The 14,894-nt window shown below is 74.2% G+C and carries 11 protein-coding genes; 5 read left to right on the forward strand and 6 right to left on the reverse strand.

Annotated elements, in window-relative coordinates; genetic code table 11:
* Positions 1–42 precede the first annotated feature (42 nt).
* Positions 43–1,488: an alpha-amylase gene (locus tag LADH09A_RS22410; protein WP_238647435.1), complete on the reverse strand. Its 1,446-nt coding sequence runs from the start codon at positions 1,486–1,488 to the stop codon at positions 43–45.
* A 285-nt stretch (positions 1,489–1,773) separates the two neighbouring features.
* Here LADH09A_RS22410 and LADH09A_RS22415 point away from each other — a divergent pair, with 285 nt between their 5' ends.
* The 4 genes from LADH09A_RS22415 (at position 1,774) to LADH09A_RS22430 (ending at position 6,438) form a co-directional block, all read left to right on the forward strand.
* Complete coding sequence (locus LADH09A_RS22415) at positions 1,774–3,414, forward strand: ferric reductase-like transmembrane domain-containing protein (protein ID WP_238647436.1); 1,641 nt, start codon at positions 1,774–1,776, stop codon at positions 3,412–3,414.
* Positions 3,414–4,877: an NADH-quinone oxidoreductase subunit NuoF family protein gene (locus tag LADH09A_RS22420; RefSeq protein ID WP_238647437.1), complete on the forward strand. Its 1,464-nt coding sequence runs from the start codon at positions 3,414–3,416 to the stop codon at positions 4,875–4,877. The genes LADH09A_RS22415 and LADH09A_RS22420 overlap by 1 nt, the downstream gene beginning before the upstream one ends.
* Positions 4,878–4,945: 68 nt before the next feature.
* A complete protein-coding gene (locus tag LADH09A_RS22425) occupies positions 4,946–5,554 on the forward strand; it encodes a TlpA family protein disulfide reductase (protein WP_238647438.1) in 609 nt (202 codons plus the stop codon).
* Entirely contained in the window at positions 5,551–6,438 is an 888-nt protein-coding gene (locus tag LADH09A_RS22430; protein ID WP_238647439.1) for a cytochrome c biogenesis CcdA family protein, read from the forward strand. The genes LADH09A_RS22425 and LADH09A_RS22430 overlap by 4 nt, the downstream gene beginning before the upstream one ends.
* A 44-nt stretch (positions 6,439–6,482) precedes the next feature.
* Here LADH09A_RS22430 and serS read toward each other — a convergent pair whose 3' ends face one another.
* The 5 genes from serS to LADH09A_RS22455 all read right to left on the reverse strand — a co-directional run bounded on the left by serS (position 6,483) and on the right by LADH09A_RS22455 (position 11,791).
* Positions 6,483–7,766: a serine--tRNA ligase gene (gene serS, locus LADH09A_RS22435; RefSeq protein ID WP_238647440.1), complete on the reverse strand. Its 1,284-nt coding sequence runs from the start codon at positions 7,764–7,766 to the stop codon at positions 6,483–6,485.
* Positions 7,767–7,862: 96 nt separating this feature from the next.
* Positions 7,863–8,927 carry a DNA polymerase III subunit beta family protein gene (locus LADH09A_RS22440; RefSeq protein WP_372492338.1) on the reverse strand — a complete coding sequence of 355 codons (1,065 nt, stop codon included), beginning with the start codon at positions 8,925–8,927 and terminating at the stop codon, positions 7,863–7,865.
* Positions 8,928–8,970: 43 nt separating this feature from the next.
* On the reverse strand, positions 8,971–10,167 hold the full coding sequence (locus LADH09A_RS22445; RefSeq protein WP_238647442.1) for a saccharopine dehydrogenase family protein: 1,197 nt from the start codon (positions 10,165–10,167) through the stop codon (positions 8,971–8,973).
* 50 nt (positions 10,168–10,217) lie between these two features.
* Positions 10,218–11,354: an alcohol dehydrogenase catalytic domain-containing protein gene (locus tag LADH09A_RS22450; RefSeq protein WP_238647443.1), complete on the reverse strand. Its 1,137-nt coding sequence runs from the start codon at positions 11,352–11,354 to the stop codon at positions 10,218–10,220.
* Complete coding sequence (locus LADH09A_RS22455) at positions 11,351–11,791, reverse strand: hypothetical protein (protein ID WP_238647444.1); 441 nt, start codon at positions 11,789–11,791, stop codon at positions 11,351–11,353. Before LADH09A_RS22455 ends, LADH09A_RS22450 begins: the two co-directional genes overlap by 4 nt.
* Positions 11,792–11,936: 145 nt before the next feature.
* Between LADH09A_RS22455 and LADH09A_RS22460 the strand changes: the two genes are divergently transcribed.
* A complete protein-coding gene (locus tag LADH09A_RS22460) occupies positions 11,937–14,834 on the forward strand; it encodes a winged helix-turn-helix domain-containing protein (protein WP_372492334.1) in 2,898 nt (965 codons plus the stop codon).
* Positions 14,835–14,894 lie beyond the last annotated feature (60 nt).

Raw genomic sequence — 14,894 nt, forward strand, 5'->3', positions numbered from 1 at the left:
GTCGGACAAAAAGCGATAACAGGGGCCCTTCCTGGCGGCGGGTCAGACCCGTGCGCCGATGTGGATGGCCACGGCGTCGTGCGCCGGCACGTTGGCCGCGAACCAGCCGCTACCGTCCACCGTGATCACCGGCCCGCTGCACGTGCCGCCCGCGTACGTGCCGTGGATGACGTCGCAGTACCGACCGGCGGGCAGCCCGGTGTAGTAGGAGCGGCCGTTCACCGCGGAGTCCTCGTCGTTGACGGTGATGAAGCCCTTGCCGCTGCGGCTGAACGCGATGTGGTTGTTGCCGTTGTCGTACCAGTTGGCGACGCCGGCGCCCTCGGTGGCGTTGCGGAAGCCCACCATGTTGGCGATCACCGGCCAGCGGTGCTCACACTCCCAGCCGGAGTAGCAGGTGGAGTTGAGCGTCTTGTTGGCGCCGTCCGAGGGCGGGCCGGCGTCCCGGTTGCTGAAGGTGTAACTGGACATCACGGTCGGCGAGCCGTACGGCCAGGCCAGCATGAACGCGTTCGCCAGGGAGTAGATGCCGCGGTCTTTGTAGGTCAGCACCCCGCCGGAGTCGCGCTGGGTGTCGTGGTTGTCCACGAACACCGAGGCCGGCCCGGTGGGCAGGTGCCCCCAGCCCTCGCCGAAGTTGCGCAGGTACGCCAACCGCTCGGAGCGGAACACCCGGGCCAGGTCCTTGCCGTAGCGGAACTCGTGCACGTCACCGTTGCCGGTGTACTCGGTCGGCTGGACCGGCTCGCCCGCGCCGTGGATGACCTCCTGCACGAGGTACGCCGAGCGGGAGAGCTTGCCCCTGATCGCGGCGATGTCGGCGGCCGGCATGTGCTTGCTGGCGTCCAGCCGGAAACCGTCCACCCCGAGGGAGAGCAGGTCGTTGAGGTACGAGGCGATCTTCGTACGGACGTAGTCCGACTCCGTCTTCAGGTCCGACAGGTTGACCAGCTCACAGTTCTGCACCTCGTACCGGTCGTTGTAGTTGGCGATGTCGTCGCCGCCGTTGCGGCCGCAGTGGTGGAAGTCCTGGGTCTGGTAGATGCCCGGGTAGTCGTAGTGCGAGTAGGACGAGCCGGCCCAGCCGGTGCCGCCGTTGGCCTGACCGGACATGTGGTTGATCACCGCGTCGACGAGCACCTTGACCCCGGCCGCGTGGCAGGTGTTGACCATCGACTGGAACTGCGCCCGGGTGCCCTTGCGGGACTCGATCCGGTAGCTGACCGGCTGGTACGCCAACCACCACTGGTTGCCCCGCACGTGTTCCTGCGGGGGTGAGACCTGCACGTAGCCGTAGCCCTTGGGGCCGAGGGTGCTCTGGCACTCGCTGGCCACCGAGGGCCAGTTCCACTCGAAGAGCTGGACGATGACCTTCTTGGCGCCGGGCGGGGCGGCGACGGCCGGCGATGCCGGCACGGTGGCGGGGAGAAGCAGGCTGGCGACCAGGCCGAGGGCGAGGATCGCCGAGCCACGGCGACGTCGGTGCATCGGGACTCCTGACGAGCGCGGAGGGCGGGGGTGGGGGTGGTGGCGCGGAGGGAAAATGCGGGGCTGCCGGAATCTTGCAACCCAGGCTGAAAATTTCTGAAAGGTTACAAGTCTGTTGCAGTGACTGTCAACGAATGGAGATTCGTCACTGCCTCAACTCGCGCTTGTGAGCGTGCGCAACGCACGTCGACGGCAGTCGGTTCGATCCCGTCCCAGAAATTTTTGGCAGCGGGTGATCCGCGCGCCCCCACCGTCCGTACTGGATGGGGGAGCAGGGGTCGGCCGGTGGTACGCCGCCGCGAGACGATCGAGGAGCAGATGGCCCGGGCACAGCAGGACAAGAAGGCGGCGACCGTCCGGACCAGCGCCAGCAGTCGGGGGGTGCGTACCCCGTCGCGGTCGGCGACAGCCATGCTGATCGCGTCGGTGCTCGCCGCGCTGTGGGCCGCGGTCATGCTGACCGGCACCGGCCAGAAGGCGTACGCGTACGGCTTCTTCTTCACCGAGTTCTTCGCCGGGGTGATCTCCCTGGTGGCGTTGAGCCTCACCGTGATGCTCGGTCTGCTCGCCACCGACCGGTTGGTGCTGCGCATCTCGCACCGGGTGCTGATGCAGTCGGCCCACCGGGCCACCGGTGTGCTGGGCGTGGCCGGGCTCGGTTTCCACGTCCTCACCAAGATCGCCACGGGCCGGGCGGCGGCGACCGACGCGGTGGTGCCGTTCATCGGCGGCCGAGGGCTCTACGTCGGGCTCGGCACGGTGGCCGCCCTGCTCATGGTCAGCGTGATCTGGACCGGGATCATCCGGGCCCGCTTCGCCGACGTCGGCCCGAAGTGGCTGTGGCGCACGCTGCACTCCACCGCGTACCTGGCCTGGCCGTTCGCTGTCTTTCACGGCCTCAACGCCGGTCGGGCCGCGGCGCCCTGGGTGGTGTTCAGCTACCTCGGCTGCATCCTGCTGGTGGTGCTGGCCCTGCTGGTCCGCTTCTCGGTCACCGTCGGTCGGCGCAGCCGCGAGCAGCACCAGGCCGCGGTGCGCAACGCGGTGATGGCCGGCCGGGCCGAGGAGGCGAAGACCGCCAGAATGCTGCTGGGCGGGTTGGGCCGGCGCAGCAAGGCCGCCGACAAGCGTCCCGCCTGGGCGGACACCACCACCGCCACCTGGGCCGCGCCGGCCGCGCGACGTGACCCCGAACGGTTCACCGTCCCGGTGGTGCCCGAGCCCGGTTCCCTCGTCGAGCCCACCCGGCCGAGCCGACGTCGGCGGGAGGAGGAGCCGGCGGCCCGCCGCGACACCGAACGGTCCTCGCGCGGCCGGCGGACCGAGGAGACCACGACCAGCCGATCGGCTCGCCGCAGCGTGGAGGACACCGGGACCCGTCTCCGCGACGAGGAGGAGCTGGAGCCGGTGGCCCGGCGGCGCGGCTCGCGTACCCGCGACGAGGACGTTCCGGCCGGCCGGCGACGCGCCGAGGACCCGGTCGTCGAACGGTCCAGCCGCCGGTCCCGCAGCGAGGACGACGGCAGCCGGTACTCGGCCCCACCGACCATCGAGCCCGAGGAGCCGTGGGACAGCCCGCGCCGGTGGCAGGCCGCCGAGCCGATCTCCGCCGGCCCGGTCTCCGTCGAGCCGATCTCCGCAGGCCCGATCTCCAGCAGCCCGATCTCCGCGACGCCGCGCAGCGGCAGCGGCCGGCACAGCGCCGACGACGACCTGCCGGAGGAGCCGGACTACTGGCGTCCGCCGGCCCGGTACGTGCCGGACGAGGTGCCGCCGCCGGTCGACGACACCCCGACCCTGGTCGACCTGGCCTCCCGCCGTGCCCGCCGGGCAGCCGGCGAGGGCCGGTCCGCCAAGCGCCGCAAGGCCAGCGCCGACGCGGTCGACGGGGCGTACTGGGCCGGGCTGCGGGGTGAGGCGAAGTGATGCGGACCGCCGTGCCACCGGTCGCCTGCGTGGGCGAGCCCCGGCTCACCGCCGGCTTCGCCGAGTACGGCCGACTCGACCTGGCCGCCCACGAGGAGGTGCACGGCCCGATCGGCCCGATGGAGCCGGCGCAGCTGCTCCGGCTCGCCGAGGGGATGCAGCTCAAGGGCAAGGGCGGTGCGGGTTTCCCGTTCGCCCGCAAGATGCGGGCCGTGCTGGAGTCCTGCGAACGGCAGGACCTCGCCGCCGTGGTGGTGGTCAACGCCACCGAGGGGGAGCCGGCCAGCTGGAAGGACAAGGTGCTGCTGACCCGCGCGCCGCACCTGATCCTGGACGGCGCGGCGCTGGCCGCGTACGCGCTGGACGCCGACGAGATCGTCATCGGGGTGGCCGACGACGGGGTCGGCCGGGACTCGCTGATGGAGGCCCTCGAAGAGCGCCGGATGCCGGTGCTGACGACCATCGTCACCGTGCCGCACCGGTTCATCTCCGGTGAGGGCGGCGCACTGGTCAACGGGATCAACGGGTTGCCGCACATCCCGCCCGGCACCAAGAAGCGCTCCAGCGACTCCGGGGTCAGCGGTCTGCCCACCCTGCTCTCCAACGCCGAGACGTACGCCCAGCTCGCCGTCGGCGCGCGCCTCGGCCCGTACGAGTACGCGGCCCTCGGCACCGACGACGAGCCGGGCACCGTGCTGCTCACCGTGACCGGCGCGGCGGGCCGGCCGGCCGTGGTGGAGTGCACCGCCGGAATGCCGCTGCGCGACGTCCTCGACCTGTGCGAGGTGCCGGACACCCAGGGCATCCTGATGGGCGGCTACCACGGCAAGTGGATCACCCCGGAGGCGGCGGAGAAGGCCGAGGTGTCCCGCAAGGGCCTGGCCGCGGTCGGCGGCACCCTCGGCGCGGGCATCATCGTCCCGCTCGGTGTGGACACCTGCCCGCTCGGTGAGGCCGCCCAGGTGGTGCGCTATCTCGCCGGCGAGTCCGCCGGCCAGTGCGGGCCGTGCAAGATGGGCCTGCCGGACCTGGCCCGCGCGGTGGACCTGGCGGTCGCCGGCAGCCAGCCGGCGGACGTGGTGCGAGCCGCCGCCGGCGAGGTGAAGGGCCGGGGCGCGTGCAGCCACCCGGACGGCACCGCCCGGTTCGCGCTCTCCGCCATCGAGGTCTTCGCCGAGGACCTGCGGCTGCACAGCACCGGCGACGGCTGCGGCCGACGGGTCAAGGGCGTGATGGGGCTGCCGGGCGCACCCGATGCGAACCCGCAGAAGCTCACCCTGGACTGGTCACGCTGCGACGGGCACGGCCTCTGCGCGCACGTCGTACCGGACTTCATCCGGCTCGACGCGAACGGATATCCCGCCTTCCCGCCCACCCCCGTGCCGACGTGGCTGCGGGAGGGCGCGCTGAAGGCGGTCAAGGTGTGCCCGGAGCTGGCTCTGCGCCTCGCCAAGGCCGAGTAGGAAAGGGCAACCAGTCAACGCCTGATGGGTCAGGAAGAGTTCTCCTCCTGACCGGAACGGAGAAGCGGATGCCCAGTGGCATGGCATGGACGGCGGCCGGGCACCTGCGCCGCGCCGCCACCGCCGGAGCGCTCGTCGTGGCCCTGTCCGGCGCTGCTGCCTGCACCGGCACCGCCCCGCGTGGGCCGGCCGTCGCCGGAACGGCCCCGGCCTCGACCGGTTCGCCGACCGGTGCGCCGGTCAGCGTCGCACCCCCGGCCCCGGCGCAGGTCCCGGACATCCTGCGCTTCACCGGCACCACCCTCACCGGCGCCGCGTTCGACGCGGCGCAGCTCGCCGGCAAGCCGGTGGTGCTGTGGTTCTGGGCGCCGTGGTGCGCCACCTGCGCCAGCCAGGCCTGGACGGTCGCCGAGGTCGCGCCCCGCTACCGGGACACCGTGCCGATCATCGGCGTCGCCGGGCTGGGCGAGCAACGCGCCATGAAGGAGTTCGTCACCGAGTTCGACCTCGCCGGAACGCCGCAGATCGAGGACCGCAAGGGCGCGCTCTGGAAGCGGTTCAAGGTGACCGAACAGAGCATCTTCGTGATCATCGACCGGAACGGAACGGTGGTCCACCAGGGCTTCCTCGACGGCGAGGCGCTCACCGCCCGCGTCGCCGCCCTGGCCGGGGCGTGACCGCCGCACTGCTGCTCGCGCTGACCGCCGGCATGCTCGGCGCGGTCAACCCGTGCGGCTTCGCGTTGCTGCCCGCGTACCTCTCGCTGTTGGTCGCCGGGGCGTCGGACGCCCGCGGCGCGGTCGGCCGCGCGCTCACCGCGGCGGCCGGGCTGACCCTGGGGTACGTGCTGGTCTTCGGCGCGTTCGGTCTCGCGCTCGCGCCGCTCGCCGGCTGGCTGCGGCCCCGGCTGCCGTGGCTGACCGTGACGCTCGGCGTGCTGCTGGTGCTGGCGGGCTGCTGGCTGCTGGCCGGCCGCCGACTGCCCTCCCCGGGCTGGTCGGCCCGAGCGCCCCGGCTGACCCGTTCCTGGCCGTCGATGGTCCTGTTCGGTGCGGCGTACGCGTTGGCGTCGCTCGGCTGCGCCATCGCGCCGTTCCTGGCCATCGTGGTGACCAGCCTCCAGGCCGGCTCGACCGCTCAGGGGGTGGCGCTGTTCGGGGCGTACGCCCTCGGGATGGGTCTGGTGGTCGCGGTCGCCGCGCTCGGTGTGGCGCTGGTGCGCGACGGCCTGGTGGCGCGGCTGCGCGTCGCCGGCGCGCTGGTGCCCCGGCTCAGTGGCCTGATGCTGCTGCTCGCCGGTGGCTACGTCGCCTGGTACGGCTGGTACGAGCTACGGCTGGCGGCCGGCCGCCGCGACGCCCTGCGGGACCCGGTGGTCCAGGTGGCGTCCCAGGTGCAGCGGGCCCTGGCCGACGCCCTGGACGAGATCGGCCCGGCAATGCTGCTGGCCGGCCTGGCCACCCTGATCCTGCTCGCACTCCTCACGAAGCGCCCGCACCGCCCGCCCAACCCCGTCGATCATGAAGTTATCGCCGCGACGCGCCGAGGCGAGGGGCAATAACTTCATGATCGACCGCTGGGGCGGGGGCGGGGGTCGGGGTGGGGTTAGCGCGGGGTTAGGCGGTCGGTTCCCAGGCGGTCCTGGAGGACCTTCGGGATCAGGACACTGCCGTCGGCCTGCTGGTTCTGCTCAAGGATGGCCGGGAAGAGCCGGCTCGTGGCCAGCGCCGAGCCGTTGAGGGTGTGCACGAAGCGGGTCTGCTTGCCACCCGGCTCGCGATAGCGGATGGCCGCCCGACGCGCCTGGTAGTCGCCGGCCCAGGACACCGACGACACCTCCTTGTACTTGCCGGTGCTCGGCATCCACACCTCGATGTCGAGGGTCTTCTTCATCGAGGCGCTGGCGTCACCGGCCGAGAGCAGCGTGCGCTGGTAATGCAGACCCAGCCCCTCGACCAGGCCCTCGGCGTGGGCGAGCATCTCCTCCAGAGCCGCGTCGGCCTGCTCCGGCAGCGTGAACTGGAAGATCTCCACCTTGTTGAACTGGTGCCCGCGCACCGTGCCGCGCTCGTCGGAGTGCGAGCCGGCCGACTCCCGCCGGTAGCACGGGGTGTACGCGAACGCCTTCAGCGGCAGCTTCGGAGTCTCCAGGATCTCGTCCTGGTACGCCCCGAGGATCGCCGTCTCCGAGGTGGGCAGCAGGAACTGCCCGCGCGGGGCGGACGCCGCGTCGAGGTGGTAGACGTCGTCGTAGAACTTGGGGAACTGGCCGGCGGCGAAGCCGGCCGAGTCCAGCAGCAGGTGCGGCGGGAGCAGGAACTCGTAGCCGGCTTTGATGTGCTGGTCGATGAAGTAGTTGAGCAGCGCCCACTCCAGCCGGGCGCCGACGCCGGTGTAGATCCAGAAACCGGACCCACCCAGCTTGACCCCGCGCTCGTAGTCGACCAGGCCCAGCGCGCGACTCAGCTCGACGTGGTCGCGGACCTTGTCGATCACCGGCGGCTCGCCGAAGGTCTTCACGACCCGGTTGGCCTCCTTGCCGCCGGCCACGACGTCGTCGCTGGGCAGGTTGGGCAGCTCACTCATCGCGTCGCGCAGGCGGGCCTGCACCTCGTCCAGCTGGGACTCCAGCTCGGCGAGCTGCTGGCGCTCGGCCTCCGGCGCGACGGCCCGCGGCTCCTCGCCGGCGCGCTTGGCCTGCGCGTACGCCCGGGCCTCCGCCTTGCGACGCTGCCGCTCGGCGTCGATCTCCGTGATCAGGGCGCGTCGTTCCTGGTCGAGCCGCTGGATCTCGTCCAGGGCACTGGTGACCTCGGCGGGATCCAGACGCTTCGCCAGCGCGGTCGCCACCGCCTCGCGATCCTTCCGGATCAACTCCATGTCGAGCATGCTGCTCCGTACGCCTCCGTCCGGGGTTCACTGGTGAACCATCAGATGTTACCGTCGCGCACGTTTCCACCCCGGGACGGGGAGCGCGAGGGGTTTCTACAGCCGGATCGGCATCAGCACGGAGTAGGTGTCCGCGTCGTCCGGACGGCGTACGGCCAGCGGGCCGATCGGCCCGTCCAGCTCCAGCACCAGTTGCGGCGCGCCGGCCGCGTTCAGCGCGTCCAACAGGTAGCCACCGTCCACCCCGACCCGCAGCGCGTCGGTGCCCAGGTCGGCGGCGGGGAGCAGCCGAAGCCCGCCCTGGTCGTCGACGCCGAGCACGGTGACCTCCCGGGTCGTGCCGTCATGGTCGCGGGCGACGGTGGGGGCGGCCGGGTCGGCCAGCGCGGCGCGCAGCGTGGCCACGTCGACCGTGATCCGGCGAGCGGCGCGGCGCTCGCCGACGGCCTTGCGCAGCAACCGACGGTAGTCCGGGAAGTCGTACGGCAGGGCGGCGCCGGTCAACGTCCGGTCGGCCACCAGCACCCGCAGGTCCGCGCCCGCCACGGTCAGCGTCACCGGCCAGGCGTCGGCGGTGTCGAGCAGTGGCCGGAGCTGGTCGACGAGGGCCACGGGGACGAACACCCGCACCGGCGGCCCGTCGACGTCGGCCCGGGACCGGGCCAATGCGAGCCGGTACCGGTCGGTCGCGACGAGCCGGACACCGTCGGGCTCCACGTCGAGCAGCACGCCGGAGAGCATCGGCAGCTCCGGGTCCGCGCCGACGGCGAAGCGCACCGCGTCGAGCGCGACGGCCAGGTCGGCGGGGGAGAGCAGCAGCGTGGTGGCGCTCGGCTGGGCCGGGTCGACCAACGCCCGGAGCCGGGTCACCTCCCGGCGGGCGTCGGTGAGCCCGTCGACCAGCCGGCGCAGGTGCGTGTCGAGCAACCGGTGCACCGCTGCCGGCTCGGCGCGGACCGCGGCGGCGATCTCCGGCACCGGCATACCGATCCGACGCAGCCCGGCCACCAACCGGGCCGGGGCGATCTGCGCGTCGGTGTACCAGCGGTAGCCGGTCACCGGGTCGACCAGGGCCGGTTCCAGCACCCCCGCCGAATCGTAGAAACGCAGGGCGCTGACGGTCAGGCCACTGGCCCTCGCCAGCTCACCGATGCTGTGCAGGTCACTCACGCTGGGCATCCTGCCCCCTCGACCCGGTCGAGGGTCAAGCCGAGTGCTGCGCCGTCTGCTGCTTGAGCACCCGGAAGGTGAGCCCGGCCCGGACGAGCCGGGCCAGCAGCGCGTCGCCCATCGCGGCGACCGGGGTGACCTGCCCGGCGGTCTGCGGCAGCTCGTCGAGCGCCAGGCACAGCGCCGACTCGCCGAGCATCTTCGCCGTCTCGTCGTAGCCGGGGTCGCCTCCGGCCACCTCGGTGACCACCCGCTGCCCGCCGCCGGTGCCCACGAACCGGACCCGGAACCAGGACGCCGCCCGTTGCTCGGCGGTGGGCCCCTGCCCGGAGGCAAGTCGGCCGAGCAGCCAGCGTCGGCTCGGTGGCAGCTTCACCAGGCCGACCAGCGCGCCGAGCCCGACCGCGCCGGCCACGACGGTGGGCAGCCGCTTCACGGCGGCGAAGTGCCGGTAACGGAAGTCCGGGCCGTACTCCGGGCGGGCCGCCGCCGACCGGCGGACCACCTGCGGGTCGATGGTCGGCAGCGGCACGGTCCAGATGCCCAGCTCGGCGGAGCGGGCCAGCCGGCCGGGCACCGCCCGCGCCCGGCGGTCGGTGGGGCGCGGTTCGACCGCCCGCCGGTCCCGGGCGGCCTGGCTGGCCTGCCCGGTACGGGAGAACGCGGTGAGCGCCGAATGGTAGGTGCCGGCGGAGAACCGGCCACCGGCGCGCACGTAACCGTCCACGGTGATCGGCACGTCGGCGGGCAGGTGCTTGACGGTGAACCAGACGCCCAGATCGTGCGGGATGGAGTCGAACCCGCAGGCGTGCACCAGCCGCGCGCCGGTGCGGGACGCCTCGGCGTGGTGGCGCACGTACATCAGGTCGACGAACTCCGACTCACCGGTGATGTCCAGATAGTCGGTGCCGGCCGTGGCGCAGGCGGCGACCAGCGGCTCACCGTGGTGGACGTACGGGCCGACCGTGCTGGCCACCACCCGGGCGCTCTCCGCGACCGCGCGCAGCGAGGCCACGTCGGTCACGTCGGCGGTGAGCAGCGGCAGGTCGACCAGCGTCGGGTCGATCGCGGCCAGCCGATCCCGGACGGCGGCGAGGCGGCCCGGGTTGCGCCCGGCCAGCGCCCAGCGCAGCCCCGGCGGCGCGTGCCGGGCCAGGTACTCGGCGGTCAGGCCCCCGGTGAACCCGGTCGCCCCGAACAGCACCACGTCGTACGTTCGCTCCCCAGCCATCCCCAGAGTCTGCCATTCGCGGTGCCCGATGGCAGATCACGAGGGGGCCGTCACGGCGTGAACACGGCCCGTACGCACCCGTCGGCCCGGTCCCGGAACAACGCGTACCCGTGCGGGCCGTCCTCCAGCGGCAGCCGGTGGGTGGCCAACTGCTCGGTGCGCAGCTCGTCGCGGGCCATCCGGTCCAGCAGCATCGGCACGTCCCGCAGGTCCGGCCGCCGGGCCCCGCGCAGCGTGAGCCGCCGGTCGGTCACCGTGCCCAGCGGAAACGCGTCGACGAAACCGGCCGACCCGCCGAGCACCACCACCACACCGCTCTTGCGGCAGGCGTACACGGCCTCCCGCAGGGCATCGGGGTGGTCGGCGGAGCGGCCACCGAATCGACCGGCCGCCGACCAGCCGACCGCCACCACGCACACGTCCGGCCCACGCCCACCACTGCGTTCCCGCAACTCGGCCGCGACGTCAGTCCGGCGATAGTCCAGCGGCTCCGCGCCGAAGTACCACTCGGCCATCCGCAACCGCTCCTCGTACCGGTCCACCACCAGCACCTGGGCGGCACCACGCCGCACCGCCGCCCAGGCGGTCAACTGGCCCACCGCTCCGGCGCCCCAGACCGCCACCACGTCGCCGGGGCGCACCGCACCCACCTCGGCCGCCGACCACCCGGCCGGTGCCGCGTCGGCGGCGAACAACGCCCGGTCGTCGTCGACCGCCTCCGGCACCGGAAACGCCACCACGTCGGCGTACGGCACCCGTACGTAATCGGCGTGACCGCCCGCGAACCCGCCCGCCGCCCGGGGTCGACCGAAACCGCCCGCGTCCGACCCCTTCCGGTCGGGGTCGGCGCTCGCCAGGTCGGCGCTGCTGTTGTCGCAGCAGGAGTGCAGGCCCTGACGGCAGTACCAGCAGCCGCCGCACGCGACGCTCGCGCCGACGACCACCCGGTCGCCGGTGCGGTGCCGGCGGACCGCGGGCCCGACCTCGATCACCTCGCCCAGGAACTCGGCCCCGAGCACGTCGCCGGCCCGCAGCAGCGGGTCCCGCCCCGCCAGCAGCGGCAGGTCACCGCCGCAGGTGGTGCTGCGACGAACCCGGACGATCACGTCACGCTCGTTGCGCAGCTCCGGGTCGGGCACCTCGCGGACCGCCACCTCGTCGGCGGCGACCCAGCACAGCGCCCTCACCCGTGCGCCTTCCGGCGGTCCAGCGCGGACCGGTCCGCGCGCAGCACCTCACCGGCCTCCACCCGCTGCTTGACCTGGCGCAGGGCGCGGCGCACCACCAGGCCCGGGTCGTCACCCACCAGGTGCGCGGCCAGCCCGGCGGGCGGGGTGCCGCCGGCCAGCGGCCGGGCCGCCAGCTCCGTGCCCCGGTCGCCGGGCGCCGGGCGCACCCGCACCTCGACGGCGCCGCCCAGGCGGCGCAGCGGTTCGGGCCAACGACCATCGGGGAGCACCTGCTCCGGGGGCCGGTCGACCGTCACCACCTGCCACCGGGCCGGCGCGCCGGGGTCGCCGTCCGCGCCGGTCCGGCCGCGCCTTCCGGGTACGCGCAGCAACCGCGCCGCCCCGGTCAGCGCCGCGCTGCCGAGGGCGGGTCCCGCCCGCGCCAGCCGTCCCATTCGTCCCCACCCGTCCTCGTGGTCCACGTCCCCCGATCGTCGGTCCCGGCCGGGTGAAGCGTGCTCGCCCGGAAGGGGTGAACCGGCCCCCGCCGGGTAACCGCTCGCCGACCGGGGGTGGAGCGCGCGGTGGGGGTGGGGCTGGGTGCCAGAACAGCAGAATCGCGTACGGGTCGAAACCGCAGGAACGGTCGGTACGGCACCTGGGCGTCCGGCGGAGTCACCGCTGCTGGCGTCCCGGCTGACTCCGGCCGTGCCGCCGGAACCGGTGGTGGCCCGGCCCCGACTGCTGCGCCGGCTGGACGAGGGCAGCGCCGGGCCGGTCACCCTGATCGCCGCTCCCGCCGGCTGGGGCAAGACCACGCTGCTCGCCTCCTGGGTACGACTGGACGGTGGTGCGCCCGACGTCGAGCCGGGCGCGGTCGTGCCCGACTCCGGCGACCTGTCGGTGTCGGCCGAGGCCCGCCCGGTCCCGGCGTGGGTGTCCGTGGAGGTTGGCGACGACGGCGACCGGCTCTGGGCGTACCTCGCGGCGGCGCTGCGGTCGGCGACCGGGTCGGCGCAGGACGGCCCGCTGCCCGACCGGCCGCCCCGACCCGAGCAGCTGGAGTTGCTGGCCGCCACGCTCGCCGCCGCGGACCGCCCGGTGCTGCTGATCCTGGACGACCTGCACCGTGTCGCCGACCCGGCGGCGCTGACCGGCCTGGAGTTCCTGCTGCGCCATGCCGGGCAGCGGCTGCGCCTGGTGATCGGCGCGCGGGCCGGGTTGCACCTGCCCCTGCACCGGCTACGCCTCGCCGGCGAGCTGACCGAGATCGGCCCGGACGAGCTGGCGTTCACCGACGACGAGGTGGCTGACCTGCTCACCGCACACGCCGCCGCGCTGCCGGCGGCAGCCGTACACCGACTGCGGGATCGGACCGGAGGCTGGCCCGCCGCGCTGCGCATCGCCGCCCTGGCCGTGCGGGAGCAGCCCGACCCGGAGCGCTGGGTGGGGCAGTTCGGCGGTGACCAGCCGGAGATCGCCGGCTACCTGCACGAGGAGGTGCTCGCGACACTCGACCCGGCGGACGAGGACCTGCTGCGCCGCACCGCCGTCGTCGAGACCGTCTGCGCCGACCTGGCCGAGGCGCTGACCGGTCGCGCCGACGCCGGGCCGGCGCTGGCCGCCCTGGCCGGGACCGGCGGCCTGCTGCACCGGGAGGACACGCGCCCACCCTGGTACCGCTGCGAGCCCCTGCTCGCCGACCTGCTCCGCGCCGACCTTGCCCGGTTGCCCGCCGACGAGCTGCGCGAGCTGCACGCACGGGCCGCCGACTGGTACGCGGGCGACGGGCGGGCGGCCGACGGTCTACGGCACGCGCTGGCCGCCGGCCGCTGGGACCTGGCCGGCGACCTGTTCGTCGCGCACTGGCCGGAACTCACCCGGTACGACCGGGATCCCGTGCACGCCCCAGCCCCCCTGGCCCCACCAGCGGAGGTGATCCGCGCCGACCCGGAGGTGGCGTTGGCCTGCGCGGCCGAACGCGCGTACGCCGGCGATCTTCCGGCCGCCAGCAGTCACCTGCGGACGGCCGCCGACCACGCCGCGGGCCTGCCCGTGCCACGCCGGGACCGGTTCCTGCGCCTGGTCACCGCGCTGGAGGTGAGCGTCGCCCGCCTCGCCGACGACCCGGCGGAGGTCCGGGCAGCCGCCGCCCGACTGCTCCGCAGCCGCCCGCCGGGCGCCACCGCGATGCGGGTGACCGACTCGGCGCCGACCGGGACGGCCAACACCGCCCCGACGGCCGGTGGGGGTGGCGCGGCCGACGACGCGGACCTGAGAGCGTTCACCGGCACCGCCCTCGGGCTGGTCGAGTTGGCCGACGGCGCACTGCCGGCCGCCCGGTTCGTCCGGGCCCGGGCGGCGGCGCGGGAAGCCGGCCGGCCGCGTACCGAACTGGTCGGCGCCAGCCGCGCCGCCCTGCTGCTAGCGGTGCGCGGTGAGCTGCGGGCGGCCGAGCAGGCGGCCCGGGACGCGCTGGGAATGCCGCCCTGCCGGGGCTGGTCCTGTCGGCTCGACTGCGCCTACGCGTACCTGGCGCTGGCCCTGGTGGCGCAGCTCCGCGACCAGCCGGAGGAGGCCGCCGCGAACCTCGCCCTCGCCGGCCCCGCACTCGGCGTCGTCGGCGGCTGGGTCGGCGGTCCCGAGGCGGACGCGGGCGACGACTGGCCGATCGCCGCCGCCGACGAACCCGTCGCGGCGACGGTGGCCGCGCTGTGCCGGGCCAGGCTGCACCGCGACTCCGGCGATCCCGCAGCCGGACAACGGCTGCTCCTCCGGGCGCGGGAGGCGCTGGTCGACCGGCCTACCGCGACCGAGCTGGTCGGCCTGCTGCGGGCCGCGGAGGCCGAACTGCACGCCGAGCGGGGCGACCTGGACGCCGCCCGCGACCTCGTGGCCGGTGCCGCCGACGGCGGAACCGACCCGGTTCTCGCGGTCACCGCGGCGAAGGTGGAACTGCTGGCCGGTGACCCGGCTGCCGCGGGGCGCGCCCTGCCGGTCTGGCAGTCACCGGCGGCCACGGCCTGGCCCCTGCCGGTACGCCTGGACGCGGGGCTGCTGGACGCCCTGCTGGCCGAACGGGCCGGCGACGGGCGTCGGGCGGGCCGGATCCTGGAACAGGTGCTGGACCTGGCCGGCCCGCAGGGCTGCCGGCGGGTCTTCACCCACGCCGAACCACCCGTGCGGGACCTGCTGGCCGCCCACCTGGACGCCGGCACCGCACACTTCGCGCTGGTCAGTGACCTGGTGCGGGGGGCGGGCAGGAGCAGCGCCCGGCCGGCCGCCGAGCCGAGGGGCGCACTCGACGAGCCGCTCACCGAGCGGGAGCTGACCATCCTGCGCTACCTGCAGAGCATCCTGTCCAACGTGGAGATCGCCAGCGAGCTGTCGCTCTCGGTCAACACGGTCAAGACCCACGTCCGCAACATCTACCGCAAACTCGACGCGACCCGCCGGCGCGAGGCGGTCCGGCGGGCGCGCGAGTTGCGGCTCATCTGAGCGGATCGGCGGGTCTGAGCGGGTCGGTGGTTCCCGCACGGGTCGGCGGTTCCGCGCGGG

Origin of the sequence: Micromonospora cabrerizensis, assembly GCF_022230955.1 — a bacterium.
Taxonomy (GTDB): domain Bacteria; phylum Actinomycetota; class Actinomycetes; order Mycobacteriales; family Micromonosporaceae; genus Micromonospora; species Micromonospora cabrerizensis.

What these genes read in the sequence shown, in the direction of transcription:
- LADH09A_RS22410 (WP_238647435.1), bottom strand. Translation starts at nt 1,488, where the DNA reads ATGCACCGACGTCGCCGTGGCTCGGCGATCCTCGCCCTCGGCCTGGTC.
- LADH09A_RS22455 (WP_238647444.1), bottom strand. Translation starts at nt 11,791, where the DNA reads ATGGGACGGCTGGCGCGGGCGGGACCCGCCCTCGGCAGCGCGGCGCTG.
- serS (WP_238647440.1), bottom strand. Translation starts at nt 7,766, where the DNA reads ATGCTCGACATGGAGTTGATCCGGAAGGATCGCGAGGCGGTGGCGACC.
- LADH09A_RS22420 (WP_238647437.1), top strand. Translation starts at nt 3,414, where the DNA reads ATGCGGACCGCCGTGCCACCGGTCGCCTGCGTGGGCGAGCCCCGGCTC.
- LADH09A_RS22445 (WP_238647442.1), bottom strand. Translation starts at nt 10,167, where the DNA reads ATGGCTGGGGAGCGAACGTACGACGTGGTGCTGTTCGGGGCGACCGGG.
- LADH09A_RS22425 (WP_238647438.1), top strand. Translation starts at nt 4,946, where the DNA reads ATGCCCAGTGGCATGGCATGGACGGCGGCCGGGCACCTGCGCCGCGCC.